This is a genomic window from Pseudomonas japonica (genome assembly GCF_900188455.1).
In the GTDB taxonomy this organism is placed as follows: domain Bacteria; phylum Pseudomonadota; class Gammaproteobacteria; order Pseudomonadales; family Pseudomonadaceae; genus Aquipseudomonas; species Aquipseudomonas japonica.
On the sequence record NZ_FZOL01000019.1, the window covers coordinates 104,572 to 130,062 of the forward strand.

Sequence of the window (25,491 nt, forward strand, 5' to 3'; positions counted from 1 at the left end):
TGCGATGGACCGCACAGCGGTCCCGGATTTCACTGCCGTCGGGGACCGCTGCGCGGTCCTTCGCAGGCAAGCCAGCTCCTACGAGAAATGGGTGCAAATCGATTGGATAAGACTGAGAAATATGAACACCATGATCCCCCTGCCCTTGCGCCACCTGCCCCTGCTGCTCGCCCTCGGCCTCGCCGGCTGTGCCTCCACGCCTGTTTCGCCGCAGGGCGAACAGCGTGTTTCGCTGATGACCTGGAACGTCGAGAACCTCTTCGACACCGTCCACGACGCGGGCAAGGAAGACTTCGCCTACCTGCCCCTGGACCTGAAGCAGGCGCACCCGGAATGGCTGGCGACCTGCGCCAGGATCAACGTGCAGGCCTGGCGCGACGAGTGCGAGAACAACGACTGGAGCGATGCCCGGCTCACGGAAAAACTCACCCGCCTGGCGGCGGTGATCCAGCAGATCGATGCCGGTCGCGGCCCGGATATCCTGCTGCTGGAAGAAGTGGAGAACCGCACCGTGGTGGAGCTGCTCAATGCCCGCCTGGACACCTCCGGCTACCAGACCCGGGTGCTGCTCGAAGGCTGGGACGAGCGCGGCATCGACACCGCCGTGCTCAGTCGCCTGCCGCAGTGGGGCGAGCCGATCCTGCATCGCGTGCCGTACCGCAACGAGCACAGCGACACCTCGGACAAGACCGGCAAGACCCGAGGCATCCTCGAAGTACGCCTGCTGCTGCCCGACGGCCAGAAGGCCGCGGTGTTCGCCGTGCACCTGCCGTCCGGTGGCGGGCCAGGCTACCTGCGCCGCCAGGCGGTGGAGCATCTGGCCGAGCTCAAGCGCCAGTTGCCGGCGGACGTGCTGCCGATCGTCGGCGGCGACTTCAACATCAATGCCGGCGAGGAAAGCCAGCACCACTACATCGCCAACGGCCTGGCCAGCACCTGGAGCGTGTCGCACCTGATCGGCTGCGACACGTGCAAGGGCAGCTACTACTATCATCGCGAACGGCAGTGGTCGTTCTTCGACATCCTGCTGTTCCCCAGGGAAATGACCGGCAACGGCTTCAATGGCTGGAAAGTGGACAGCGCCAGCATCCGCACGCCGAAGGAAAGTCCGTACCAGGTCAACCAGTGGGGCTCGCCGGCGCGTTTCGAAGGCGGCCAGTATCCGCAGGGCGTCTCCGATCACTGGCCGATGTACGCGGAAATCTATCGCCGCACGCCCTGACCCGGGGCAATGCCGTCCTTGCCTGATCGCGACAGGATGCCAAGCAGCGCCACAGGATGTGGCGCCACGCCCGAGATCGGGCGTCTGAACCTGAACAACTTACCCCTGGCCGGGAATGGAATGAGCAATCACAAGATCAACATTCGCCGCAAGAACGTCGAGAAAATCCTCCTGGTTGCCGAGCAGGTGTTCGCCGAGCAGGGCCATGCGGGCACGTCCATGTCCGATATCGCCAGGCGCGCCGACCTGCCACGCTCCAACCTGCACTACTACTTCACCACCAAGGACGAGCTGTACCGCGAGGTACTGGTCAACCTGCTCAATGTCTGGGAAAAGGAAGGCGCCTGCTTCGCCCACTTCGACGACCCCAGGGTGGTGCTGACCAGCTACGTGCGGGAAAAGATGACCCACTCACGCACCCGTCCCCACGGCTCGAAGCTCTGGGCCAACGAAATCATGCATGGCGCCCCGCTGTTCCGCGACATCCTCGACGAACACCTGTTCGCCGGGGCGAAGTTCAAGGAGAACAAGATCCGTCAGTGGGTCGAGGAGAAGCGGATCAAGCCGATCGCGCCGTTTGCCTTGCTGTACCTGATCTGGGCCTCGACCCAGCACTACGCCGACTTTGACTACCAGGTGCGGGCACTGAACGACCATCAGCCGTTGAGTGACGAACAGTTCGAGCAGGCGGTGCAGACCATCACGGCGGTGGTGCTGCGGGGCATCGGCCTGGAGCCCTGAAGCGGACCGAGGGGCAGGCGGCGGCGCCATCCTGCAGGAGCGAGCTTGCTCGCGAACGACGACGCCGAGATATCCACCTTGTTGCCGAGACCCCGCGCCTGCAGGTTGAAGGTGAACAGCAGGCTGTTCTTCGCCGTGCGTAGCAGTTCGCGGTAGTCGTCCAGCAGCAGGTAGACGAAACCGAACAGGGAAAAGGCGTTGCGACGCCAACCCTCGACGATGAGCCGTTGGCCGCACGCTGCCCGATTCGTTTCTCGCGCCTGCCCTTCGAAAAAAAAGATATAGACTGGCACTCACCCCTAAAAACTCATGAAAGCCCTCCTCTGATGATGACCCTGCGCCAGATCCGCCACTTCATCGCCGTCGCGGAAACCGGTTCGATCTCCGCCGCCGCCCAGGCGGTGTTCATTTCCCAGTCCACCCTGACCCTGGCGATCCAGCAACTGGAGCAGGAAATCGGCGTCAGTCTGTTCAACCGACACGCCAAGGGCATGACCCTGACCCACCAGGGCCATCAGTTCCTGCGCCAGGCGCACCTGATCCTGGCCACCGTGGACAACGCCAAGCGCAGCCTGCAGCAGAGCACCGACCAGGTCGCCGGGCAGTTGACCATCGGCGTGACCAGCCTGGTCGCCGGCTATTACCTCGCCGACCTGCTGACCCGCTTCCAGCGCGCCTACCCCAACGTGGAAATCCGCGTCACCGAGGACGAACGACCGTATATCGAGCACCTGCTGGTGTCCGGCGAGATCGATGTCGGGGTGCTGATCCTGTCCAACCTGGAAGACCGCCTGGCCCTGCAGACCGAAGTCCTCACCCATTCGCCGCACCGCCTCTGGCTGCCGGCCCAGCACCCGCTGCTGGAGCGCGACAGCATCAGCCTCGCCGACGTGGCCGACGAACCCCTGATCCAGCTGAACGTCGACGAGATGGAGCAGAACGCCCGACGCATGTGGGCCAGTGCCGGGCTGCAGGCGCAGATCAGCCTGCGCACGGCGTCCACCGAGGCGGTGCGCAGCCTGGTGGCGGCGGGGCTCGGGGTGTCGATCCAGCCGGACATGACCTACCGTCCGTGGTCGCTGGAAGGCGACATCATCGAGGCGCGGCCCCTGGCCGACCTCAGCCAGACCCTGGATATCGGCCTGGCCTGGCGCCGGGGCACGGCGCGGCCGGCGCTGGTCGATCCGTTCCTGACCGTGGCCCGGGAACCGGGGACGGGACGCAAGCTATCGATTTAATCGAACGCCCCCTTCAGTATTTAGAATTTGTCGACCCGCGTGCTCCGCTCTAGGCTCTGTAAGAAATATCGCCCACCCCAGTCGGGCGAAGCATAAAAACAGAACAAAGAGAATTCCAATGTCCGGCGCGCCCTCGACCCCGTTGTCCACCGCCTTGCTGATCGACGGCGAACTGGTTGCCGGCGCGGGCATCGCCGAGCCGATCTTCAATCCGGCCAGCGGCGAAGTGCTGACCCATATCGCCGAGGCCAGCACCGAGCAGGTGGAAAGCGCCATCCAGGCCGCCCACCGGGCGTTCGCCAACTGGTCGCGAACCACCCCGCAGCAGCGTTCGAACCTCCTCCTCGCCATCGCCGATGCCATTCACCGCCAGGCCGACCACCTCGCCCGCCTCGAAGCCCTGAACTGCGGCAAGCCGCAGCACCTGGCGCGCCAGGACGATCTGGAGTCGGCCATCGACGTGTTCCGCTTCTTCGCCGGCGCGGTGCGCTGCCAGACCGGGCAACTGGCCGGGGAATACGTGCCCGGCTACACCAGCATGGTGCGCCGCGATCCGCTCGGCGTGGTCGCCTCCATCGCGCCGTGGAACTACCCGATCATGATGGCCGCGTGGAAGATCGCCCCGGCCCTGGCCGCCGGCAACACCCTGGTGTTCAAGCCGTCCGAGCACACTCCGCTGTCGATCCTGGCGCTGGCCCCTGCCCTCGCCGAGCTGCTGCCGGCGGGCGTGCTGAACATCGTCTGCGGCGGCGGCGAAGGGGTCGGCAGCCATCTGGTCAGCCACCCGCGGGTACGCATGGTCTCGCTGACCGGCGATATCGTCACCGGGCAGAAGATCCTCCAGGCCGCCTCGAAAACCCTGAAACGCACCCATCTCGAACTGGGCGGCAAGGCGCCGGTGATCGTCTGCAACGACGCCGACCTCGAAGCCGTGGTCCAGGGCGTGCGCACCTACGGCTACTACAACGCCGGGCAGGACTGCACCGCGGCCTGCCGCATCTACGCCCAGGCCGGTATTCACGACAAGCTGGTCGCCGAACTCGGCTGGGCGGTGAGCAGCCTGCGCTTCGCCAGCAAGCGCGACGCCGACAACGAGATCGGCCCGCTGATCAGCACCCGCCAACGCGACCGCGTGGCCAGCTTCGTCGAACGGGCCCTGAGCCAGCCGCATATCGAGCGGGTCACCGGCGCCGCCGTGCATTCGGGGGCCGGCTACTATTACCAGCCGACCCTGCTGGCTGGCTGCCTGCAGCGCGACGAGATCGTCCAGCGCGAAGTGTTCGGCCCGGTGGTTACCGTGACCCGCTTCGACGAACTGTCCCAGGCCGTGGACTGGGCCAACGATTCCGAATACGGCCTGGCCTCCTCGGTCTGGACCCGCGACCTCGACAAAGCCATGCAGATCGCCGCGCGCCTGCAGTACGGCTGCACCTGGATCAACAGCCATTTCATGCTGGTCAGCGAGATGCCCCACGGTGGCTTGAAGCGCTCCGGCTACGGCAAGGACCTGTCCAGCGACTCGCTGCAGGACTACAGCGTGGTCCGCCACATCATGGCGCGTCACGGCGAAACCCTGACCTGACGACATTCGCACTACAACAAGCTGTACCGCTGCACCGTTTGCCAACCTGCCCCCGACAATGATTTGAACAAGAGGGAACACCATGTTCGCGCACAAGACCGCACTGCTCAGCGCCCTGAGCACCGCCCTGCTGGCCAGCGCCAGCCTGCAGGCCGCCGAACCGTTGAAGGCCGTGGGTGCCGGCGAAGGCCAGCTGGATATCGTCGCCTGGCCGGGCTATATCGAGCGCGGTGAGAGCGACAAGGCCTACGACTGGGTGACCGGCTTCGAGAAGGAAACCGGCTGCAAGGTCTCGGTGAAGACCGCCGCCACCTCCGACGAGATGGTCAGCCTGATGGCCAAGGGCGGCTATGACCTGGTCACCGCCTCCGGCGACGCCTCGCTGCGCCTGATCGTCGGCAAGCGCGTGCAGCCGATCAACACCGCGCTGATCCCCAACTGGAAGAACCTCGACCCGCGCCTGCAGGACGGGCCGTGGTACGTGGTCAACAAGCAGGTCTACGGCACGCCGTACCAGTGGGGACCGAACGTACTGATGTACAACACCCAGGTATTCCCGCAGGCGCCGACCAGCTGGGGCGTGGTGTTCGAACCGCAGAACCTGCCCGACGGCAAGCCGAACAAGGGCCGCGTGCAGGCCTACGACGGGCCGATCTATATCGCCGACGCGGCGCTGTACCTGAAGTCGGCCAAGCCTGAGCTGGGCATCCAGAACCCCTACGAGCTGAACGAAACCCAGTACAAGGCCGTGCTCGACCTGCTGCGCCAGCAGCAACCACTGATCCACCGCTACTGGCATGACGCGACGGTACAGATGAGCGACGTGAAGAACGAAGGCGTGGCCGCGTCCAGCTCCTGGGGCTACATGGTCAATGGCCTGAAGGCCGACAACCAGCCGGTGGCCTCGACCATTCCGCAGGAAGGCGCCACGGGTTGGGCCGATACCACCATGCTGCACGCCGAGGCCAAGCACCCGAACTGCGCCTACAAGTGGATGGACTGGTCGCTGCAGCCGAAGGTCCAGGGTGATGTCTCGGCCTGGTTCGGTTCGCTGCCGGCGGTACCGGCGGCCTGCACCGGCAGCGAGCTGCTCGGGGCGGAAGGCTGCAAGACCAACGGCTTCGACCAGTTCGACAAGATCGCCTTCTGGAAGACCCCGCAGGCCGAGGGCGGCAAGTTCGTGCCGTACAGCCGCTGGACCCAGGACTACATCGCGATCATGGGTGGGCGCTGACCGAGTCTTGTCACACACACCTCTGTAGGAGCGTGGCTTGCCCGCGAAGGACCGCGCAGCGGTCCCGGACCTCACCGCTATCGGGGACCACTACGTGGTCCTTCGCGGGCAAGCCACGCTCCTACGACGGGAACGCCCCTCCTTAACACTTCAGTACAGTCGTCCAGGCCTGGGCCGCTGCACACACCCACGCCTATCCGGAGCACCGCACCATGACCCTTGCAGTCCAGTTCACCCAGGTTTCCCGTCTGTTCGGCGAGGTCAAGGCCGTCGACCGGGTATCCATCGATATCCAGGACGGCGAGTTCTTTTCCATGCTCGGCCCGTCCGGCTCGGGCAAGACCACCTGCCTGCGCCTGATCGCCGGCTTCGAACAACCCAGCCACGGCTCGATCCGCATCCACGGCGCCGAAGCCGCCGGCCTGCCGCCCTACCAGCGCGACGTCAACACGGTATTCCAGGACTACGCGCTGTTCCCGCACATGAGTGTGCTGGACAACGTCGCCTACGGCCTCAAGGTCAAGGGCGTCGGCAAGCAGGAACGCCGCGCCCGCGCCGAGGAAGCCCTGGGCATGGTCGCCCTCGGCGGCTACGGCGCACGCAAGCCGGTACAACTGTCCGGCGGCCAGCGCCAGCGCGTGGCCCTGGCCCGCGCCCTGGTCAATCGCCCACGGGTCTTGCTGCTGGACGAGCCGCTGGGCGCCCTCGACCTGAAGCTGCGCGAGCAGATGCAGAGCGAGCTGAAGAAACTCCAGCGCCAGCTGGGCATCACCTTCATCTTCGTCACCCACGACCAGACCGAAGCGCTGTCGATGTCCGACCGCGTCGCGGTGTTCAACCGCGGTCGCATCGAGCAGGTCGACACCCCGCGCAACCTGTACATGAAGCCGGCCACCACCTTCGTCGCCGAGTTCGTCGGCACCTCCAACGTGCTCCGCGGCGACCTCGCCAGCCAGCTCGCCGGCAACGCCCTGCCGTTCTCCATCCGCCCCGAGCACATCCGCCTCGGCGAAGCCGCGGCCAGTGGCCAGGTGCAGGTCAGCGGCGTGCTCCACGACATCCAGTACCAGGGCAGCGCGACCCGCTACGAACTGAAACTGGACAACGGCCAGCTGCTCAACGTCAGCCAGGCCAACAACCAGTGGCAGGCCGACGTCGCCCAGTTGCAACCGGGCCAGCGCCTGGCCGCGCACTGGGCCCGCGAGGCGATGACGCCGCTGCAGGAAACCGTGCTGAGCGAGGGTCGCTGAGATGAGCCTGGCCCTGGAAAAACCGGCCCTGGCGCCGACACCGATGTCGCCCATGCGGCGCCTCTCCAACCTGCTGTACCGCAAGCCCAACCTGTACCTGGCGCTGCTGCTGATCCCGCCGCTGATCTGGTTCGGCGCGATCTACCTCGGCTCGCTGCTGGGCCTGCTGTGGCAAGGGTTCTACACCTTCGACGACTTCACCATGGCGGTGACGCCGGAGCTGACCCTGGCCAACTTCGCCGCGCTGTTCAACCCGGCGAACTTCGACATCATCCTGCGCACCCTGACCATGGCCATCGCCGTGTCCATCGCCAGCGCCGCCCTGGCCTTCCCCATCGCCTACTACATGGCGCGCTACACCACGGGCAAGACCAAGGCGTTCTTCTACATCGCGGTGATGATGCCGATGTGGGCCAGCTACATCGTCAAGGCCTATGCCTGGACCCTGCTCCTGGCCAAGGGCGGCGTGGCCCAGTGGTTCGTGCAGTTGCTGCACCTGGAACCGGTGCTGCAGTTCATCCTCGGCATCCCCGGCGTCGGCGGCAGCACCCTGTCGACCTCGCACCTGGGGCGTTTCATGGTCTTCGTGTACATCTGGCTGCCGTTCATGATCCTGCCGATCCAGGCCTCCCTGGAACGCCTGCCGCCGTCGCTGCTGCACGCCTCGGCGGACCTTGGCGCGACGCCGCGGCAGACCTTCATGCAGGTGATCCTGCCGCTGTCGGTGCCGGGCATCGCCGCCGGCTCGATCTTCACCTTCTCGCTGACCCTGGGCGACTTCATCGTCCCGCAACTGGTGGGCCCGCCCGGCTACTTCATCGGCGGCATGGTCTACGCCCAGCAGGGCGCGATCGGCAACATGCCGATGGCCGCCGCCTTCACCCTGGTGCCGATCGTGCTGATCGCCGTCTACCTGTCCATCGTCAAACGCCTGGGGGCCTTCGATGCACTCTGAAAAAGCTTCGCTGGGCCTGCGTATCGCGGCCTGGGGCGGGCTGGTGTTCCTGCACTTCCCGATCCTGATCATCTTCCTCTACGCCTTCAACACCGAGGACGCGGCGTTCAGCTTCCCGCCCCAGGGTTTCACCCTGAAGTGGTTCAGCGTGGCCTTCTCGCGCCCCGACGTGCTGGAGTCGATCAAGCTCTCGCTGCAGGTTGCCTGCCTGGCCACCCTGATCGCCCTGGTGCTCGGCACCCTGGCCTCGGCGGCACTGTACCGGCGCAGCTTCTTCGGCAAGGAAGGCATCTCGCTGATGCTGATCCTGCCGATCGCCCTGCCCGGGATCATCACCGGTATCGCCCTGCTCTCGGCGTTCAAGAGCCTGGGCATCGAGCCGGGGATCTTTACCATCGTGGTCGGCCACGCGACCTTCTGCGTGGTGATCGTCTACAACAACGTCATCGCCCGCCTGCGGCGCACCTCGCAGAGCCTGATCGAGGCCTCGATGGACCTCGGCGCCGACGGCTGGCAGACCTTCCGCTACATCATCCTGCCGAACCTCGGCTCGGCGCTGCTGGCCGGCGGCATGCTGGCCTTCGCCCTGTCGTTCGACGAGATCATCGTCACCACCTTCACCGCCGGGCACGAACGCACCCTGCCGATCTGGCTGCTCAACCAGCTCAGCCGGCCGCGCGATGTACCGGTGACCAACGTCGTCGCCATGCTGGTGATGATGGTGACCATGCTGCCGATCCTTGGCGCCTACTACCTGACCCGCGGCGGCGAAAGCGTTGCCGGCAGCGGCAAGTGACCCCCTGACTTCCGACGAGGACTGAATCATGCAAACCAAGCTGCTGATCAACGGCCAACTGGTGGCCGGCGAAGGACCTGCCTACGACGTGCTCAACCCGTCCCTGGGCGCCACCCTGGTGAGCATCAACGAAGCCACCGCGGCCCAGGTCGATGCCGCCGTGCGCGCTGCCGACCACGCCTTCGAGGCCTGGTCGCAGACCCCGCCGAAAGAGCGCGCCGGCCTGCTGCTGAAACTCGCCGACGCCATCGAGGCCCATGGCGAGGAACTGGCGAAACTGGAGTCGGCCAACTGCGGCAAGCCCTACGCCGCCGCGCTGAACGACGAGATCCCGGCCATCGCCGATGTGTTCCGCTTCTTCGCCGGCGCCAGCCGCTGCCTCAATGGCTCGGCCGCGGGCGAGTACCTGCCGGGGCATACCTCGATGATTCGTCGCGACCCGGTGGGCGTGATCGCCTCCATCGCGCCGTGGAACTACCCGCTGATGATGGTCGCCTGGAAGATCGCCCCGGCCCTGGCCGCCGGCAACACCGTGGTGCTCAAGCCGTCCGAGCAGACCCCGCTGACCGCCCTGCGCCTGGCACAGATCGCCGCGGAGATCTTCCCGGCCGGCGTGCTCAACATCGTCTTCGGCAAGGGCCCGAGCGTCGGCGCGCCGCTGGTCACCCATCCGAAGGTGCGCATGGTCTCGCTGACCGGCTCCATCGCCACCGGTTCGAACATCATCTCCAGCACCGCCGACAGCGTGAAGCGCATGCACATGGAGCTGGGCGGCAAGGCGCCGGTGATCATCTTCGACGACGCCGACATCGACGCGGCGGTGGAAGGCATCCGCACCTTCGGCTTCTACAACGCAGGGCAAGACTGCACCGCGGCCTGCCGCATCTACGCACAGAGCGGGATCTACGAGAAGTTCGTCGAGAAGCTCGGCGCCGCGGTCTCGACCATCAAGTACGGCCTGCAGGACGACCCGGACACCGAGCTCGGCCCGCTGATCACCGCGCAGCACCGTGACCGCGTCGCCGGCTTCGTCGAGCGCGCCATCGCCCAGCCGCATATCCGCCTGGTCACCGGCGGCAAGGCGGTAGCGGGCGACGGTTTCTTCTTCGAGCCGACCGTGCTCGCCGATGCCCAACAGGACGACGAGATCGTCCGCCGCGAAGTGTTCGGCCCAGTGGTCTCGGTGACCCGCTTCGACGACGAGGCGCAGGTGCTGGCGTGGGCCAACGACTCCGACTACGGCCTGGCCTCGTCGCTGTGGACCGCCGACGTCGGTCGCGCCCACCGCGTCTCGGCGCGCCTGCAGTACGGCTGCACCTGGGTCAACACGCACTTCATGCTGGTCAGCGAAATGCCCCATGGCGGTCAGAAACTCTCCGGTTATGGCAAGGACATGTCCATGTATGGCCTGGAAGACTACACCTGCATCCGTCACGTGATGTTCAAGCACTAAGGACTCCCAATGCAGATCACCCGACGCGATTTTCTCAACGGCGTCGCCATTGGCATCGCAGCGGGCATGACCCCGCTGCAGATCCTCCAGGCCGCACCGGACGGGCGCTATTACCCGCCGAGCCTGACCGGCCTGCGCGGCAGTCACGCCGGCGCCTTCGAAGTGGCGCACCAGATGGGCTGGGAGAAGAAGACCTTCGACACCGACGCCCTGCCGATCGCCGAGCAGTACGACCTGATCGTGGTCGGTGGCGGCCTCAGCGGCCTGTCGGCGGCCTGGTTCTATCGCCAGCGTCATCCGCAGGCGCGGGTCCTGGTGATCGAGAACCATGACGACTTCGGCGGCCACGCCAAGCGCAACGAGTTCAGCGCCGACGGGCGGACGATCATCGGTTACGGCGGCAGCGAGGCGTTCCAGTCGCCGAACCACCTGTACAGCAAGGAAGTGAACGCCCTGCTCAAGGCGCTGGGGGTGGACATCAAGCGCTTCGAGACGGCCTTCGACCGCAACTTCTACCCGGACCTGAAGCTGTCCCGCGCGGTGTTCTTCGACAAGGAGACGTTCGGCGAGGACAAGCTGGTCAGCGGCGACCCGACCCCGATGGTCGCCGACGACATCGCCCCGGAGCGCCTGAACGCCCGCTCGATCCGCGACTTCATCAACGACTTCCCGCTCCCGGAAGCCGACCGCAAGGCCCTGATCGACCTGCACGAAGCGCCGCGGGACTACCTCGCCGGGCGCAGCCTGAAGGAAAAGAACGAGCACCTGGAGCGCACCAGCTATCGCGACTTCCTGCTCAAGGACGTCGGCCTGTCGCCGATCGCGGTGGCCTATTTCCAGGGCCGTACCAACGACTTCATGGCCCTGAGCATCGACGCGGTGGCGGCTGCCGACGCCTACAACGTCGGTTTCCCCGGCTTTGCCGCGATGCAGCTGGAGCCGATCAGCGAAGAAGCCCGGGCGGAGATGGAAGAGCCGTACATCTACCACTTCCCCGACGGCAACGCCTCGCTGGCGCGCCTGCTGGTGCGCGACCTGATTCCCCAGGTGGCGCCGGGCAAGGGCATGGAGGACATCGTCCTGACGCGGTTCGACTACAGCCAGCTGGACCAGGCCGCGCACCCGGTGCGCATTCGCCTGAACAGCACGGCGGTGAGCGTGCGCAACGTCGATGGCGGGGTCAACGTCGGTTACAGCCGTGGCGGACAACTGGCCCAGGTGCGCGGCAAGCACTGCGTGATGGCCTGCTACAACATGATGATTCCGTACCTGCTGCGCGACCTGCCGCCGGAACAGGCCCATGCCCTGAGCCAGAACGTCAAGTTCCCGCTGGTGTACACCAAGGTCGTGGTGCGCAACTGGCAGGCCTTCCACAAACTCGGCGTGCACGAGATCTATGCCGCGACCCAGCCGTACAGCCGGATCAAGCTGGATTATCCGGTGAGCATGGGCGGCTACGAGCATCCGCGGGATCCGTCGAAGGCCATCGGCCTGCACATGGTCTATGTGCCGACCACGCCGAACGCCGGGATGAATGCCCGCGACCAGGCGCGCACCGGGCGTGCAAAACTTTACGCGCAAAGTTTCGATCAGCTGGAAGCGCAATTGAGGGACCAGTTGCAGCGGATGCTGGGGCCGGGTGGTTTCGATCACCAGAAGGACATCCTGGCGATCACGGTCAACCGTTGGTCACATGGCTATTCGTGCTTCACCAATACGCTGTTCGATGATGCCGAGCAGACGGAGAAGTGGATGGAAACGGCGCGCAAGCCGCTGGGCAAGGTGAGCATCGCCAACTCGGATGCGGCGTGGAGTGCGTATGCTCATGCGGCGATCGATGAGGCGTGGCGGGCGGTTGGGGAGTTTAGCTGACGGGCTGATATGGGCTGATCTCGCGCAGACGCTGTAGGAGCTGGCTTGCCTGCGAAAGGACCGCGTAGCGGTCCCTGATTGCCTGACTCTGGATCGGGAACGGGGACCGCTTTGCGGTCCTTTCGCGGGCAAGCCCGCTCCTCCAGGAAAATTCCTACCCTACCCGCCTCCTCTGCCTACCCTACGCTTATTGAGTGCCGCTCACTGGTATCATAGTTTGATACCATGGGGTCGCGACCTTCCATCGCCCTCATCCCGACAAGCATGCCAAGCACTATCAGATCCGCGATGCGCGCCGGTTCCTTGAACTGGCAGGAGTGACACCATGAATGTAATGACCTACAAGGGCTACGCCGCCCGTATCGAATACAGTGACGAAGATCAGTTGTTGATTGGCCATGTGGCAGGTATTCGCGATGTCATCGGCTTTCACGGAGAGTCCGTCGTTGAATTGCGCAATGCGTTCGAGGAAGCAGTCGACGATTATCTGGAGACTTGCGCCCGGCTGGGCCGTGAGCCACAGAAAGCCTATTCGGGGAAATTGAGCCTGCGCCTGGAGCCGGCATTGCATGCCTGCGTCGCCGCCAGGGCAGAGCTGGAAAACAAGAGCATCAATCAGTGGGTCAGCGATGTATTGAGTCAGGCAACCCACGCTTGAAAAACGGGGCAGATTGAAGATCTGCCCCGCTCGTTTTCAATCCCGCAGATCCGACTCATGAATCGGCTGCTCGCGACTGGTAGCCCGCTGGTACTGCGCCGGCCACACCGCCTTGTTGCCGCCCAGGTCATCGTCGGCATGCAGCGGCCAGTACGGATCGCGCAGCAGTTCCCGGGCCAGGAAGATCAGGTCGGCCTGCCCCGTGCGCAGAATATGCTCGGCCTGCGCAGGTTCGGTGATCATGCCCACCGTGCCGGTGGCGATCCCCGACTCCTTGCGGACCCTTTCGGCGAAGCGGGTCTGGTAGCCCGGCCCGGTGGGAATTTCGGCATGCACCGAGGTGCCACCGGACGACACATCGATCAGGTCCGCCCCCAGCGCCTTCAGGCGCCTGGCCAGTTCCACGGTCTCGTCCGGATTCCAGCCATCCTCCACCCAGTCGGTGGCGGACACCCGCACGAACAGCGGCAACGACTCCGGCCACACCTCGCGCACCGCCTCGGTGACCTGCAGGGTCAGGCGAATGCGGTTGTCGAAACAGCTGCCGTAACTGTCCCGCCGCTGGTTGCTCAACGGCGACAGGAATTGATGCAGCAGGTAGCCATGGGCGGCATGGATCTCGACCACCTTGAAGCCCGCCACCAGCGCTCGCTTCGCCGCGGCGACGAAGGCGTCGATGAGGTCGCGGATCTGCCCCTCGCTCAGTTCGCTGGGCGGCGTGTGCTCCGGGTCGAAGGCGATCTTCGACGGGCCCACCGGGATCCAGCCGCCGTCGTCCGGCTTGATGCTGCCATGCTTGCCCAGCCAGGGCCGATGGGTACTGGCCTTGCGCCCGGCATGGGCCAGCTGGATCCCCGGCACGGCGCCCTGGGCGGTGACGAAGCGGGTGATGCGCTGCAGCGGCGGGATCTGCCCGTCGTCCCACAGGCCCAGGTCCTGGGCGGTGATGCGACCGTCGGCGGTGACCGCCACGGCCTCGGTGAAGATCAGCCCGGCACCGCCGACGGCACGGCTGCCGAGGTGGACCAGGTGCCAGTCGTTGGCCAGGCCGCCGACGCTGGAGTACTGGCACATGGGCGAAACGGCGATGCGGTTGGGCAGGGTCAACTGGCGCAGGGTGTAGGGCTCAAGTAGCAGGCTCATGAGGGCACCTCTCAGGACTCCGAATGGTGGGCCGACCCGAGCGCTTGTTCTTCCCTTTGGCTCAGTGCCGGTCCTACACAGCCTAGACCACAATCCTACGCCCGATCAGCGCGGCTCCATATGCGCGATCATCAGTTGCACGCTTTCCTGGCCGCGGAACTCGTTGACGTCGAGCTTGTAGGCCAGCTCCACCCAGCGCACCGTGGGATTGGGCCAGACCTCGCGGTCGACGCTGAAGGCGATGCCATCGAGCTTCAGCGAGCCGCACTCGCTCTTGAGCACCACCTTGAGATGGCGCTCGCCGACCACACGCTGCTCCACCAACTGGAACACGCCATGGAACAGCGGCTCGGGGAAGTGCTGGCCCCAGGGACCGGCATGACGCAGGGCGCGGGCCAGTTCCAGGTGGAACTCCTCCACGGCCAGGGTGCCGTCGGAGAGCAGGCGGCCGGTCAGGTCTTCTTCGCGCAGTTGCCGACGCACTTCCTCGTCGAACGCCTCGGCAAAGGCCGGGAAGTGGTCCGCCGGCAGCGACAGGCCGGCCGCCATGGCGTGGCCACCGAACTTGCTGATCAGTTGCGGATGACGCGCCGCCACGGCGTCCAGCGCATCGCGGATATGGAAGCCCGGCACCGAACGCGCGGAGCCCTTGAGCATGCCCTCGCCAGCATCGGCGAAAGCGATGGTCGGCCGGTGGTAGCGCTCCTTCAGGCGCGAGGCGAGGATGCCGATCACCCCCTGGTGCCAGTCGGCTTCGAACAGGCACAGACCGAACGGCATCGACTCCAGCGGCAGGTCCTTGAGCTGGGCCAGGGCCTCGCGCTGCATGCCCTGCTCGATGGACTTGCGGTCCTGGTTCAGCTCGTCCAGTTGCACCGCCATGTCCCGCGCCAGGTTGTCGTCTTCGCTGAGCAGGCATTCGATACCCAGGCTCATGTCGTCCAGACGCCCGGCGGCGTTGAGGCGCGGGCCGAGGATGAAGCCCAGGTCGGTGGAAGTGATGCGCCGGTGATCGCGGCGGGCCACCTCCAGGATCGCCTTGAGTCCCGGGCGGGCGCGACCGGCACGAATCCGCTCGAGCCCCTGGTGCACCAGGATGCGGTTGTTGGCATCCAGCGGCACCACGTCGGCGACGCTGCCCAGGGCCACCAGATCGAGCAGTTCGCCAAGGTTCGGCTGTGGCTTGTCGTTGTAGTGACCGAGCGACCGCAGGCGCGCACGCAAGGCCATCAGCACATAGAAGATCACCCCGACCCCGGCCAGCGACTTGCTCGGGAACTCGCAGCCTGGCTGGTTCGGGTTGACGATGGCGTCGGCCTGCGGCAGTTCGTGGCCGGGCAGGTGGTGGTCGGTGACCAGCACTTTCAGCCCCGCCGCCCGCGCCGCGGCCACGCCGTCGACGCTGGAAATGCCGTTGTCCACGGTGATCAGCAGGTCCGGTGTGCGCTGCAACGCCACCGCGACGATCTCCGGGGTCAGGCCATAGCCGTATTCGAAGCGGTTCGGCACCAGGTAGTCGACATGGGCCGCGCCCAGCAGACGCAGGCCGAGCACGCCGACACTGCTGGCGGTGGCGCCGTCGGCGTCGAAGTCGCCGACGATGAGGATGCGCTGGCGCCCGGCCAGCGCCTCGACCAGCAGGTCCACCGCCGCGTCGATGCCCTTGAGCAGGCTGAACGGCAGCAGGCGCGCCAGGCTCTTGTCCAGTTCCTCGGCACTCTGCACGCCGCGGGCGGCGTAGAGGCGGGTCAGCAGGGGCGGCAGGTCGCCGAGAAACGGCAGGGTCGACGGCAGGGATCGCGGTTCGATACGCATGGGGTGGTTATGGCTTCCTGATAAAAACGAGAGGGACGCAGGCGGCTCAGCCGCGCTCGCCCAGCAACCACTCCAGTTGCACTTCGTGCTGGCCGCGGTCGTCGGTGACGAAGACCGTGCCTTCGCTGATCATCACGTCCCACTTGATCGAACGCGGCATGTCGGTGGCCAGGGTTTCCAGGACATCCTGGGGCACCGCGGCGATGTTCAGGTTCTTCAGGCCCTTCACCGCGTCCACCACCTTGTTCTGCCAGACCCGCAGGCTGCCGTAGGCCAGCAGGCTGGTGCGCTCGGTGCGACGCGAGCACCAGGTCAGGCGCTCGGCGTCCGGCTGACCGACTTCGATCCAGTGCAGGATGCGGTCATCCAGGCTCTTTTCCCACAGCGCGGCCTCGTCGACATCCGACAGACCACGACCGAACGACAGGTTCTCGTTGTACCAGAGGGCGTAGGCCAGCAGGCGCACGGCCATGCGCTCCTCGGTTTCCGAAGGATGACGGGCGATGGTCTGCTTGACGCTTTCGTACACGCCGCGGTCGAGGTCGGTGAGGTTCAGTTCGAATTTGTAGGTGGTGGACGGCTGGGCCATGGGGGCGGGCTTCTGGTATCGGAAAAGTTGCCCAGTCTACCCGATGCGGCGGCAATCGACGACGCGCTGCCACAATCATGCGCTACAACAGTATCTGAGCCTTTCACCCTGTGATAAAAACGAGCGCACTGCCCACCTGCCACGGATACCCCATGTCGCTGCCCAGCAAACCCCTCGCCGGTCTCAAGGTCGTCGAACTCGGAACCCTGATCGCCGGCCCCTTCGCTTCGCGCATCTGCGCCGAGTTCGGCGCGCAGGTGGTCAAGGTCGAATCACCGGACGGCGGCGATCCGCTGCGCAAATGGCGCAAGCTGTACGAGGGCACCTCGCTGTGGTGGTTCGTCCAGGCCCGCAACAAACAGTCGCTGACCCTCAACCTCAAGCACCCGGAAGGCATGGCGATCCTCAAGCGCCTGCTTGCCGACGCCGACATCCTCATCGAGAACTTCCGCCCCGGCGTCCTGGAAAAGCTCGGCCTCGGCTGGGACGTGCTCAAGGCGCTGAACCCGAAGCTGGTCATGGTGCGCCTGTCCGGCTTCGGCCAGACCGGGCCGATGAAGGACCAGCCGGGCTTCGGCGCGGTCGGTGAATCCATGGGCGGCCTGCGCTACATCACCGGTTTCGAAGACCGCCCGCCAGTGCGCACGGGGATTTCCATCGGTGACTCCATCGCCGCCCTGTGGGGCGTGATCGGCGCGCTGATGGCCCTGCGTCATCGCGAGGTCAACGGTGGTGAAGGCCAGGTGGTCGACGTGGCGCTGTACGAGGCGATCTTCGCCATGATGGAAAGCATGGTCCCGGAGTTCGACGTGTTCGGCTTCATCCGCGAGCGCACCGGCAACATCATGCCCGGCATCACCCCCTCCTCCATCCATACCAGCGCCGACGGCAAGCATGTGCAGATCGGTGCCAACGGCGATGCCATCTTCAAGCGCTTCATGCTCGCCATCGGTCGCACCGACCTGGCCGAGGATCCGGGCCTGGCCAGCAACGATGGCCGCGACCTGCGCCGCGACGAACTGTACGGGGTGATCGACCGCTGGGCCAACAGCGTGCCGCTGGACAGCCTGATGAAGACCCTCAACGACGCCGAAGTGCCGGCCAGCCGCATCTACAGCGCCGAGGACATGTTCGCCGACCCGCAATTCCTCGCCCGCGAGATGTTCCTCCAGGCGAAGCTGCCGGACGGCAAGCCGTTCAAGATGCCCGGCATCGTGCCCAAGCTCTCCGACACCCCGGGCTCCAGCGAGTGGGTCGGACCGAAGCTGGGCGAGCACACCGATCAGTTGCTTGGCGAACTGGGCTACAGCCCGGCGGCCATCAGTGACCTGCGCGAGCAGGGTGCCATCTGAATCGGCTCTGGCGCGGCACCGGCCTGGGGCTGCTGCTCGGCGTACTGCTGAGCACCTCCAGCATGGTGTCGGCCAAGGAACGACTGATCTGGCTGCTGCGTGACCTGCCGCCGCTGACCATTTTCGAAGGCACGCGCAAAGGCCAGGGCGCGGTGGACCAGATGCTCGTCCGGCTGATCGAGCAGATGCCCGAGTACGATCACAGCATCATGCGCGTCAACCGCGCCCGTGCCATGCAGATGCTCCAGGAACCCAGCTTCACCTGCGATGCGACGCTGCTGTGGACCCCGGAGCGGGCGCACTTCATCCATTTCTCGCTGCCGAGCATGGGCACCCTGAGCAACGGCCTGATCGTGCGCAAGCAGGACGCGCCGATGGTCGAGCCGTTCCTGGTGGACGGCAAGGTCGACCTCAAGGCGCTGCTGGCGAGCCAGACCGCGCGCCTGGGCATGGTCGCCGAACGCAGCTACAGCCCACCGGTGGATATCCTGCTCAAGGCCACCCCGGCGGACAACCTCACGCCGCACTACGGCAACGACGCCGTCCGCAACCTGCTGCAGATGCAGAGCCTGGGCCGGCTGAAATGGCTGCTGGGCTACTGGCCCGAGGTGCGCTACCTGACCCAGGAACTGGGCCAGCCAGTGGAGGCGCTGACCTTCTATCCGATCCTGGGCATGGCCGAATATCAGTTCATTCATGTCGGCTGCTCCGATACACCGCTCGGGCGCGAGGCGGTGGCCCACGTCAACCAGTTGCTGCTGCAGATGCGCCAGGACGCGCTGCCGCCACTCTACGCCGCATGGCTCGATGAGCAGACCCGCGACACCTACCTGCACGACGCAGCGCATTTCTTCGACGACGACCACCCCTGAATCGCGGGCAAAAAGAAACCCCGAACGGTGGGGAGCCCGAACGGGGTTAAACGAAGGCCACGGGTGGCCTTGCGTGTAAGCAGTCAGTCAGCATCGGAGCAAAATGCCATCTGCCTGCCTGTAGGATGTCTGATTGCCATGGATGGTGAAGGTTCCCCTCACAAGGTAGCCGATAAACCGCGACCCTGCCGGGCATGTTGCCAGGCCGCGATCACACAGGGTTGCAAACGCCCTTCGGCGATGCGCAGGTCGCGTCGCAGGCCATCCACCAGATCTACCAGCAGACTCTGGTCCTGCAACTGGCTGGCACGCGCGCTGCGTTGCAGGACGTCGAAACCATTCTCGTCACGCAGCGACAACCTGAAGTCGCCACTCCCCGACGGCGCCAGAACGACCTGGTAGGGTGCCAATGCTTCATTGAGCAACAAGCTGACCGATTCCATCGTGTTCACTGTTCACCTCGCTAGCACCAAGTGGTCTTCGACTGACTCCGCCAACGCCGGAAAAGTTCGGCGAAACGGGGCCTTCACCAAGGGTTCAAAGCGAGCATGCCCGGGAAAGATGACAGATTGAATGTGCGCTGACGCAGCAATATCAAAAGGCCGCCAACCCTCAAGCCACGCCCTTCTGGCCCAGGTTTGCGCCGTCGCGGCCGCTGATCCATTTGAGCAGCTCACCACCGGACATCGGCCTGGCGAGGAAATTACCCTGCACCAACGGTCGCCCCAGGCCCTGCACGGCCTGCCAGTCGCTCAGGGTATCGACGTCGTTCACCACCACGTCCAGTTCGCAGCGCCGGGCAAGAATCAGCGCCGCCGCCACCACCGCCGCCCTGGTGCCGTCCTCGGCCATTGCGCGGACGAATTCGGCGGCAAGTTTCAGTTCGTTCAGCGGCAGATCGAACAGTTGCCGCAGGTTGGTCGTACCCCGCCCGAATCCGTCGAGGCACAGGCGGCAACCCAATCGGCGCAGGGCGGCCAGTTGCCGCACCTGGACAGCATCGAGGCGGCCGCAATGGCGTTCATCCACGGCCAGGGTGAGGATCCCGGCAGGCAATCGGTGCTGCCGCAGCAGCGCCAACAGGCGGTCGACGAAGGTCGCCCCGAGCAACAGCGCCGGCGCTACGTTCACCACCATGGGCAGTGGCCGGTCGCCGTCCAGGCGAATCGCCGCACTGACCGCCAGTGCCTTGTCCAGTACATGCCAGGTCAGCATGTCCAGCAGCCCGGCACCCTGCATCACCGTGAAGAACTGCCCGGATGCCAGCAAACCGAGGGTCGGATGCAGCCAGCGCACCGAGGCCTCGACCGCGAGCAACGCGCCGTCGGCGTCGAGCCTGGGTTGGTAGTTCACTTTCCATTGCGCTCGCGAATGGGCCAGTTGCTCGGGGGAAAGCCTGCCCAGCTCGATGATCTGCGGCGCGGCACTGATGGCCACGGGCTCGCTGGCGCTGTCGTGGTACTCGCCGAGCAGACGGTGCAGCATCGCGCCGCTGGCCGGTTTCTGCAGACAGCCAAGCAGGCGCAGGCCCAGTTGCGGGGCGAGTTCGGCGATGTTGTCGAGCAGGGCCGGTTCGGCATCGCTGAGCACGACCAGGGCCGAGGCCAGGCGTTTCTCGGCGAGATGGCGGATCATCGCCAGCCCGTCGGGGCCATCCATGTACAGGTCGCAGATGGCCACATCCACCGGCCCGCGGCGTTCGAGCATCTGCATGGCACAGCTCACCGACTCCGCCGCGAGCACGTCGAACACGCCATTGGCATTGAGCATCTGGTGCAATGCCATGAGCTGGAAGGGATGGTCTTCGAGGATAAGAACCTTGAGCGAGTGCATGGACAGTTCTCCGTGACGGCACGAAGACGCAACTCTAGGGAAATCTTCCCGGCCTCCCTATAGGACAAATCCGAAGGATGGGCTTCCATTTCCGATGGCTGCCAGAGCGCCCACGCCGCGCCCGACCGCAAATAAGAAGCCCGTCACGCAGGACGGGCTTTTTTACCGGTATCGCTTACAGCGGCTTGCCACGATTGCCATGCTGACCGACGAATGCCTGGACCTTGCCCAGGTCGTTGGCCAGAACGGTGCAGCGCTCTTCCCGCGAGAACAGGTCGGCCAGGTGCGCCGGCAGTTCCAGGGTCTTGGCGACACCGGCCTTTTCCACCGCATCGGGGAACTTGACCGGATGCGCGGTGCCCAGCACCACCATCGGGATGTCCAGGCTGCGGCGGCATTCACGGGCGGCCTTGACGCCGATCGCGGTGTGCGGGTCCAGCACTTCGCCGGTCTGGGCGAAGACGTCGGCGATGGTTTCGCAGGTCTGCGCGTCATCCACGGCCAGCGAGTCGAACAGCTTGCGGGCCTCGGTCCAGCGATCCTGCTCGACGCTGAAGCCGCCGCCCTGCTTGAAGTTCGCCATCAGTTCGGCGATCGCCGCGCCGTTGCGACCGTGCAGATCGAACAGCAGGCGCTCGAAGTTCGACGAAACCATGATGTCCATGGACGGCGACAGGGTCGCGTGCAGGGTTTCCTTGACGTACTGGTTGCCGCTCATGAAGCGGTGCAGGATGTCGTTGCGGTTGGTCGCGACGATCAGTTGGCTGATCGGCAGGCCCATGTTGCGCGCCAGGTAGCCGGCGAAGATGTCGCCGAAGTTGCCGGTCGGCACCGAGAACGCCACGGAACGGGCCGGACCGCCGAGCTGCAGGGCCGCGTGGAAGTAGTAGACGATCTGGGCCATGATCCGCGCCCAGTTGATCGAGTTGACCGCCACCAGGCGGGTGCCCTTGAGGAAGCCCTGGTCGGCGAAGCTGGCCTTGACCATCTCCTGGCAGTCGTCGAAGTTGCCTTCGATGGCGATGTTGTGGATGTTCTCGCCGAGGATGGTGGTCATCTGCCGGCGCTGAACTTCCGACACGCGCTGGTGCGGGTGCAGGATGAAGATGTCGACGTTGTCGCAACGGCGGCAACCTTCGATGGCCGCGGAGCCGGTGTCACCGCTGGTGGCGCCCATGATCACCACGCGCTCGCCGCGCTTGGCCAGGACGTGGTCGAGCAGGCGACCGAGCAGTTGCAGGGCGAAGTCCTTGAAGGCCAGGGTCGGGCCGTGGAACAGCTCCAGCACCCATTCGTTGCTGTTCAACTGACGCAGCGGCGCGACCGCGGCATGCGCGAACTCGCCGTAGGTTTCTTCGAGGATCTTCTTGAAGTCGGCATCGGCGATGCTGCCGGTGACGAACGGGCGCATGACCCGGAACGCCAGCTCGTGATACGGCAGGCCGGCCCAGGACGCGATCTCTTCCTGGGTGAAGCGCGGCAGGTTCTCCGGTACGTAGAGGCCACCGTCGCTGGCCAGGCCAGCCAGCAGCACGTCTTCGAAATTCAGGGCCGGGGCCTGACCGCGGGTACTGATATAGCGCATGACACAAACCTTTCTTTGAGCCGCAAGCCGCACGCCTCGCGCGACTCGCGGCTGGAATTAATTGAGTTGTTCGACGCGGATCCGCACGACCTTGCCGATCACGTCCTGCAACGCTTCCAGGGCGACGATCGCGTCGTTCATGCGCTGTTCCTGCACCTCGTGGGTCAGCAGGATCATCGGTACCAGGCCGTCCTGTTCTTCGACGTCCTTCTGCATGATCGATTCGATGTTGATACCGCGCTCGGAGAGGATGCTCGCCACCTGGGCCAGTACGCCCGGGTGGTCCTTGGCCTGGATGCGCAGGTAGTACGCGGTTTCGCAGGCTTCGATCGGCAGGATCGGATGGGCGGACAGCGAGTCCGGCTGGAAGGCCAGGTGCGGAACGCGGTTTTCCGGGTCGGAGGTCATCGCACGGACCACATCCACCAGGTCGGCGACCACCGACGAGGCGGTCGGCTCCATGCCGGCACCGGCACCGTAGAACAGGGTGGAGCCGGCGGCATCGCCGTTGACCATGACCGCGTTCATCACGCCATTGACGTTGGCGATCAGGCGGTCGGCCGGAATCAGGGTCGGGTGCACGCGCAGCTCGATGCCGGCGGCGGTGCTGCGGGCCACGCCCAGGTGCTTGATGCGGTAGCCCAGGGCCTCGGCGTAATTGACGTCGGCGGTGGTCAGCTGGGTGATGCCCTCGGTGTAGGCCTTGTCGAACTGCAGCGGAATGCCGAAGGCGATGGACGCGAGGATGGTCAGCTTGTGCGCGGCGTCGATGCCTTCGACGTCGAAGGTCGGGTCGGCTTCGGCATAACCCAGCGCCTGGGCTTCGGCCAGGACGTCAGGGAAGGTGCGGCCTTTCTCGCGCATTTCGGTGAGGATGAAGTTGCCGGTGCCGTTGATGATGCCGGCGACCCAGTTGATGCGGTTGGCCGAGAGGCCTTCGCGGATCGCCTTGATCACCGGGATGCCGCCGGCCACCGCGGCTTCGAAGGCGACGATGACGCCCTTCTCGCGGGCGCGGGCGAAGATCTCGTTGCCGTGCACGGCGATCAGTGCCTTGTTCGCGGTGACCACGTGCTTGCCATTGTCGATGGCCTTGAGCACCAGCTCGCGGGCCACGGTATAGCCACCAATCAGTTCAATGACAATATCGATCTCGGGGTTGCTCGCCACCTCGAACACGTCAGCGGTAATGGGGGTACCGGTAATCTGGCAGTTCGGGTTGGGCGAACGCATGGCAATCTGTGCCACTTCGATTCCACGCCCGGCGCGACGGGCGATTTCCTCGGCGTTTCGCTTAAGAACATTGAAGGTTCCGCCACCGACGGTCCCCAACCCACAGATGCCTACTTTGACCGGTTTCACTGTGAACTCCCCATTTAACGACCGGCGCACGACCGGTCGTGAAAAAGGCCGCCTCCCCATGAAGGCGGCCCGCTGATTGAATTACTTGCTGCTGGCCAGGGCCAGCTTGGCCACTTGCGGCGCCGGCTGGTAGCCGGGGATCACCTGGCCGTCCTCGAGGACGATGGCCGGCGTGCCGTTGACACCGATCGACTGCCCCATGGTGAACTGCTTGCCAACCGGGTTCTCGCACTTGGCGGCCTTGATTTCCTTGCCGTCGATCATCTTGTCCAGGGCGCCGTTGCGGTCCTTGGAGCACCAGACCGCCTGCAGTTGCTCATCACCCGGCGAGCCGAGGCCCTGGCGCGGGAAAGCGACGTAGCGCACTTCGATGCCGAGGCGGTTGAGCTCGGGCACTTCGGCGTGCAGCTTGTGGCAGTACGGACAGGTGGTGTCGGTGAACACCGTGATGTGCGACTTGACTGGGCCCTTGGCAGGATAAACCACCATTTCCGCGGCCGGAATGGCGTTGATGGTCTTGGCGATGGCCTGTCGTTCGGTCTTCTCGGTGAGGTTGACCGGCTTGCCGTCCTGCATCTGGAACAGGTAGCCCTGGACCAGGAACTGGCCGTCGGCACTGGCGTACAGGACACGCCCGCCCTGCAGCTTGACCTCGTAGAGGCCGTTGAGCGGGCTGGAGGAAATGCTCTCGACCGGCACTTCCGATTCCAGGGATTTCAGGGTCTTGCGGATCGCCTGTTCGGCATCGTCGGCCACGGCAAACGAGGTGACCAGCGCCAGGGCGGCGGCCGCAAGGGTCTGGATCAAACGCATGGGGGAACTCCTTACATGGGACCGGATTAGGGACGCCCGTGCTGAAAACGCGGGGATTTCGCCGGCCCAGGACGTGTACTGCCGAAGACTATCACATTCATCGGGGGGTAACGGGCCCCTTGAAGCGTCAAATAGGCCGCTAACCGCGTGGATGGTGGCGGGCGTGCAGCTCCTGCAGACGGGCCTTGGCCACATGGGTATAGATCTGCGTGGTCGACAGGTCGCTGTGCCCCAGCAGCATCTGTACCACGCGCAGGTCGGCACCGTGGTTGAGCAGGTGGGTGGCGAACGCGTGGCGCAGGGTGTGCGGCGACAAGGCCTTGTCGATGCCCGCGACCCTGGCGTGATGCTTGATGCGATGCCAGAAGGTCTGACGCGTCATCTCCTCGCCGCGCAGGCTGGGAAACAGCACATCGCTGGGGCGACCGTTGAGCAGGCCATTGCGTCCGTCGCGCAGGTAGCGTTCGAGCCAGACCACCGCCTCCTCGCCCATGGGCACCAGGCGCTCCTTGCTGCCCTTGCCCATCACCCGCAGCACGCCCTGGCGCAGGTTGATCTGGTCGAGGGTCAGGCTGACCAGCTCGGTCACCCGCAGGCCGCAGGCGTAGAGCACTTCGAGCATGGCGCGGTCACGCTGGCCGATGTCCTCGCTCAGGTCCGGCGCGCGCAGCAGCGCTTCGACATCGGCTTCCGACAGGGACTTGGGCAAGGGCCTGCCCAGTTGCGGCATCTCCACCTGCAGGGTGGGATCGACGGCGATCAGTTTTTCCCGCAGCAGGTAACGATAGAAACCACGCGCCCCAGACAGGAAGCGCGCCGTGGAGCGCGGCTTGTAGGCGTTGTCCAGGCGCCAGGCAAGGTGATCGAGGATCAACTCGCGACCGGCGTCAGGCAGTGCGATGCCTTTCTCCTGCAGCCAGCCGTTGAACAAGGCCAGATCGCTGCGGTAAGAGACACGGGTATTGTCGGAAAGACCTTTCTCCAGCCACAGGGCATCGAGAAACTGGTCGATCAGTGGGTGATCGATGGCAGGCATGGGAACTCGAAAGCAGGGCGCTGGGTGCGCCGGGATGCCGCTAGTCTTCCACAACCCCGCGGATCAGGGGAACCCGCCCCCACAAGGTCC

Annotated in this window: 23 protein-coding genes and 1 pseudogene; 14 read left to right on the forward strand and 10 right to left on the reverse strand. The window is 65.3% G+C overall.

What is annotated here, in order from left to right; genetic code table 11:
- Positions 1–121: 121 nt before the first annotated feature.
- Positions 122–1,222 (forward strand): endonuclease/exonuclease/phosphatase family protein, encoded by a 1,101-nt coding sequence (locus CHB99_RS21315; RefSeq protein WP_245655579.1) that lies wholly within the window; start codon positions 122–124, stop codon positions 1,220–1,222.
- Positions 1,223–1,342: 120 nt separating this feature from the next.
- Positions 1,343–1,963, forward strand: coding sequence for a TetR/AcrR family transcriptional regulator (locus CHB99_RS21320; RefSeq protein ID WP_042122043.1), 621 nt, complete (start codon positions 1,343–1,345; stop codon positions 1,961–1,963).
- Here CHB99_RS21320 and CHB99_RS29620 read toward each other — a convergent pair.
- Entirely contained in the window at positions 1,879–2,256 is a 378-nt protein-coding gene (locus CHB99_RS29620; RefSeq protein ID WP_141137322.1) for a hypothetical protein, read from the reverse strand. The genes CHB99_RS21320 and CHB99_RS29620 overlap by 85 nt on opposite strands.
- A gap of 33 nt (positions 2,257–2,289) precedes the next feature.
- Here CHB99_RS29620 and CHB99_RS21325 point away from each other — a divergent pair, with 33 nt between their 5' ends.
- From CHB99_RS21325 to CHB99_RS21370, 10 genes and pseudogenes are all read left to right on the forward strand, one after another.
- A complete protein-coding gene (locus CHB99_RS21325; protein WP_042122045.1) occupies positions 2,290–3,201 on the forward strand; it encodes a LysR family transcriptional regulator in 912 nt (303 codons plus the stop codon).
- Positions 3,202–3,319: 118 nt separating this feature from the next.
- Positions 3,320–4,783 carry a gamma-aminobutyraldehyde dehydrogenase gene (locus CHB99_RS21330; protein WP_042122046.1) on the forward strand — a complete coding sequence of 488 codons (1,464 nt, stop codon included), beginning with the start codon at positions 3,320–3,322 and terminating at the stop codon, positions 4,781–4,783.
- A gap of 82 nt (positions 4,784–4,865) precedes the next feature.
- Positions 4,866–6,017, forward strand: coding sequence for a putative ABC transporter substrate-binding protein YdcS (ydcS, locus tag CHB99_RS21335; RefSeq protein WP_042122049.1), 1,152 nt, complete (start codon positions 4,866–4,868; stop codon positions 6,015–6,017).
- Positions 6,018–6,229: 212 nt separating this feature from the next.
- Complete coding sequence (locus CHB99_RS21340) at positions 6,230–7,267, forward strand: ABC transporter ATP-binding protein (protein WP_042122051.1); 1,038 nt, start codon at positions 6,230–6,232, stop codon at positions 7,265–7,267.
- A gap of 1 nt (position 7,268) precedes the next feature.
- On the forward strand, positions 7,269–8,222 hold the full coding sequence (locus CHB99_RS21345) for an ABC transporter permease (protein WP_042122053.1): 954 nt from the start codon (positions 7,269–7,271) through the stop codon (positions 8,220–8,222).
- Complete coding sequence (locus tag CHB99_RS21350; RefSeq protein WP_009403624.1) at positions 8,212–9,018, forward strand: ABC transporter permease; 807 nt, start codon at positions 8,212–8,214, stop codon at positions 9,016–9,018. Before CHB99_RS21345 ends, CHB99_RS21350 begins: the two co-directional genes overlap by 11 nt.
- A 28-nt stretch (positions 9,019–9,046) precedes the next feature.
- The gene (locus CHB99_RS21355) at positions 9,047–10,471 is read left to right on the forward strand and encodes a gamma-aminobutyraldehyde dehydrogenase (RefSeq protein WP_042122055.1); all 1,425 of its coding nucleotides are present in this window, start codon (positions 9,047–9,049) and stop codon (positions 10,469–10,471) included.
- A 9-nt stretch (positions 10,472–10,480) separates the two neighbouring features.
- Entirely contained in the window at positions 10,481–12,343 is a 1,863-nt protein-coding gene (locus CHB99_RS21360; RefSeq protein WP_042122057.1) for an NAD(P)-binding protein, read from the forward strand.
- A gap of 230 nt (positions 12,344–12,573) precedes the next feature.
- Positions 12,574–12,672, forward strand: a pseudogene (locus CHB99_RS30180) (type II toxin-antitoxin system HicA family toxin); the annotation flags it as partial.
- On the forward strand, positions 12,669–13,001 hold the full coding sequence (locus CHB99_RS21370) for a type II toxin-antitoxin system HicB family antitoxin (protein ID WP_042122059.1): 333 nt from the start codon (positions 12,669–12,671) through the stop codon (positions 12,999–13,001). The pseudogene CHB99_RS30180 and the gene CHB99_RS21370, both read left to right, overlap by 4 nt.
- Before the next feature lie 36 nt (positions 13,002–13,037).
- Here the strand turns inward: CHB99_RS21370 and CHB99_RS21375 are convergent, their stop codons facing one another.
- The 3 genes from CHB99_RS21375 to CHB99_RS21385 form a co-directional block, all read right to left on the reverse strand.
- On the reverse strand, positions 13,038–14,144 hold the full coding sequence (locus CHB99_RS21375; protein WP_042122061.1) for an NADH:flavin oxidoreductase/NADH oxidase: 1,107 nt from the start codon (positions 14,142–14,144) through the stop codon (positions 13,038–13,040).
- A 105-nt stretch (positions 14,145–14,249) separates the two neighbouring features.
- The gene (gene recJ / locus CHB99_RS21380) at positions 14,250–15,959 is read right to left on the reverse strand and encodes a single-stranded-DNA-specific exonuclease RecJ (protein ID WP_042122063.1); all 1,710 of its coding nucleotides are present in this window, start codon (positions 15,957–15,959) and stop codon (positions 14,250–14,252) included.
- A 46-nt stretch (positions 15,960–16,005) separates the two neighbouring features.
- Positions 16,006–16,548 carry a YaeQ family protein gene (locus CHB99_RS21385; protein WP_042122065.1) on the reverse strand — a complete coding sequence of 181 codons (543 nt, stop codon included), beginning with the start codon at positions 16,546–16,548 and terminating at the stop codon, positions 16,006–16,008.
- A gap of 152 nt (positions 16,549–16,700) precedes the next feature.
- Here CHB99_RS21385 and CHB99_RS21390 point away from each other — a divergent pair, with 152 nt between their 5' ends.
- Both CHB99_RS21390 and CHB99_RS21395 read left to right on the forward strand, forming a co-directional pair.
- Complete coding sequence (locus CHB99_RS21390) at positions 16,701–17,900, forward strand: CaiB/BaiF CoA transferase family protein (RefSeq protein WP_042122067.1); 1,200 nt, start codon at positions 16,701–16,703, stop codon at positions 17,898–17,900.
- A gap of 62 nt (positions 17,901–17,962) precedes the next feature.
- Positions 17,963–18,772 (forward strand): TIGR02285 family protein, encoded by an 810-nt coding sequence (locus CHB99_RS21395; protein ID WP_167335839.1) that lies wholly within the window; start codon positions 17,963–17,965, stop codon positions 18,770–18,772.
- Positions 18,773–18,930: 158 nt separating this feature from the next.
- Here the strand turns inward: CHB99_RS21395 and CHB99_RS21400 are convergent, their stop codons facing one another.
- The 6 genes from CHB99_RS21400 to xerD all read right to left on the reverse strand — a co-directional run bounded on the left by CHB99_RS21400 (position 18,931) and on the right by xerD (position 25,401).
- The gene (locus tag CHB99_RS21400) at positions 18,931–19,215 is read right to left on the reverse strand and encodes a DUF3509 domain-containing protein (protein ID WP_042122071.1); all 285 of its coding nucleotides are present in this window, start codon (positions 19,213–19,215) and stop codon (positions 18,931–18,933) included.
- Positions 19,216–19,384: 169 nt separating this feature from the next.
- Entirely contained in the window at positions 19,385–20,605 is a 1,221-nt protein-coding gene (locus CHB99_RS21405; RefSeq protein ID WP_042122073.1) for an EAL domain-containing response regulator, read from the reverse strand.
- Between the two features lie 175 nt (positions 20,606–20,780).
- Positions 20,781–22,190: a threonine synthase gene (gene thrC, locus CHB99_RS21410; RefSeq protein ID WP_042122075.1), complete on the reverse strand. Its 1,410-nt coding sequence runs from the start codon at positions 22,188–22,190 to the stop codon at positions 20,781–20,783.
- Between the two features lie 57 nt (positions 22,191–22,247).
- Positions 22,248–23,552 carry a homoserine dehydrogenase gene (locus CHB99_RS21415; RefSeq protein WP_042122077.1) on the reverse strand — a complete coding sequence of 435 codons (1,305 nt, stop codon included), beginning with the start codon at positions 23,550–23,552 and terminating at the stop codon, positions 22,248–22,250.
- Positions 23,553–23,633: 81 nt separating this feature from the next.
- Positions 23,634–24,365, reverse strand: coding sequence for a bifunctional protein-disulfide isomerase/oxidoreductase DsbC (gene dsbC, locus CHB99_RS21420; RefSeq protein WP_042122079.1), 732 nt, complete (start codon positions 24,363–24,365; stop codon positions 23,634–23,636).
- A 139-nt stretch (positions 24,366–24,504) separates the two neighbouring features.
- On the reverse strand, positions 24,505–25,401 hold the full coding sequence (xerD, locus tag CHB99_RS21425; protein ID WP_042122080.1) for a site-specific tyrosine recombinase XerD: 897 nt from the start codon (positions 25,399–25,401) through the stop codon (positions 24,505–24,507).
- Positions 25,402–25,491: the final 90 nt, after the last annotated feature.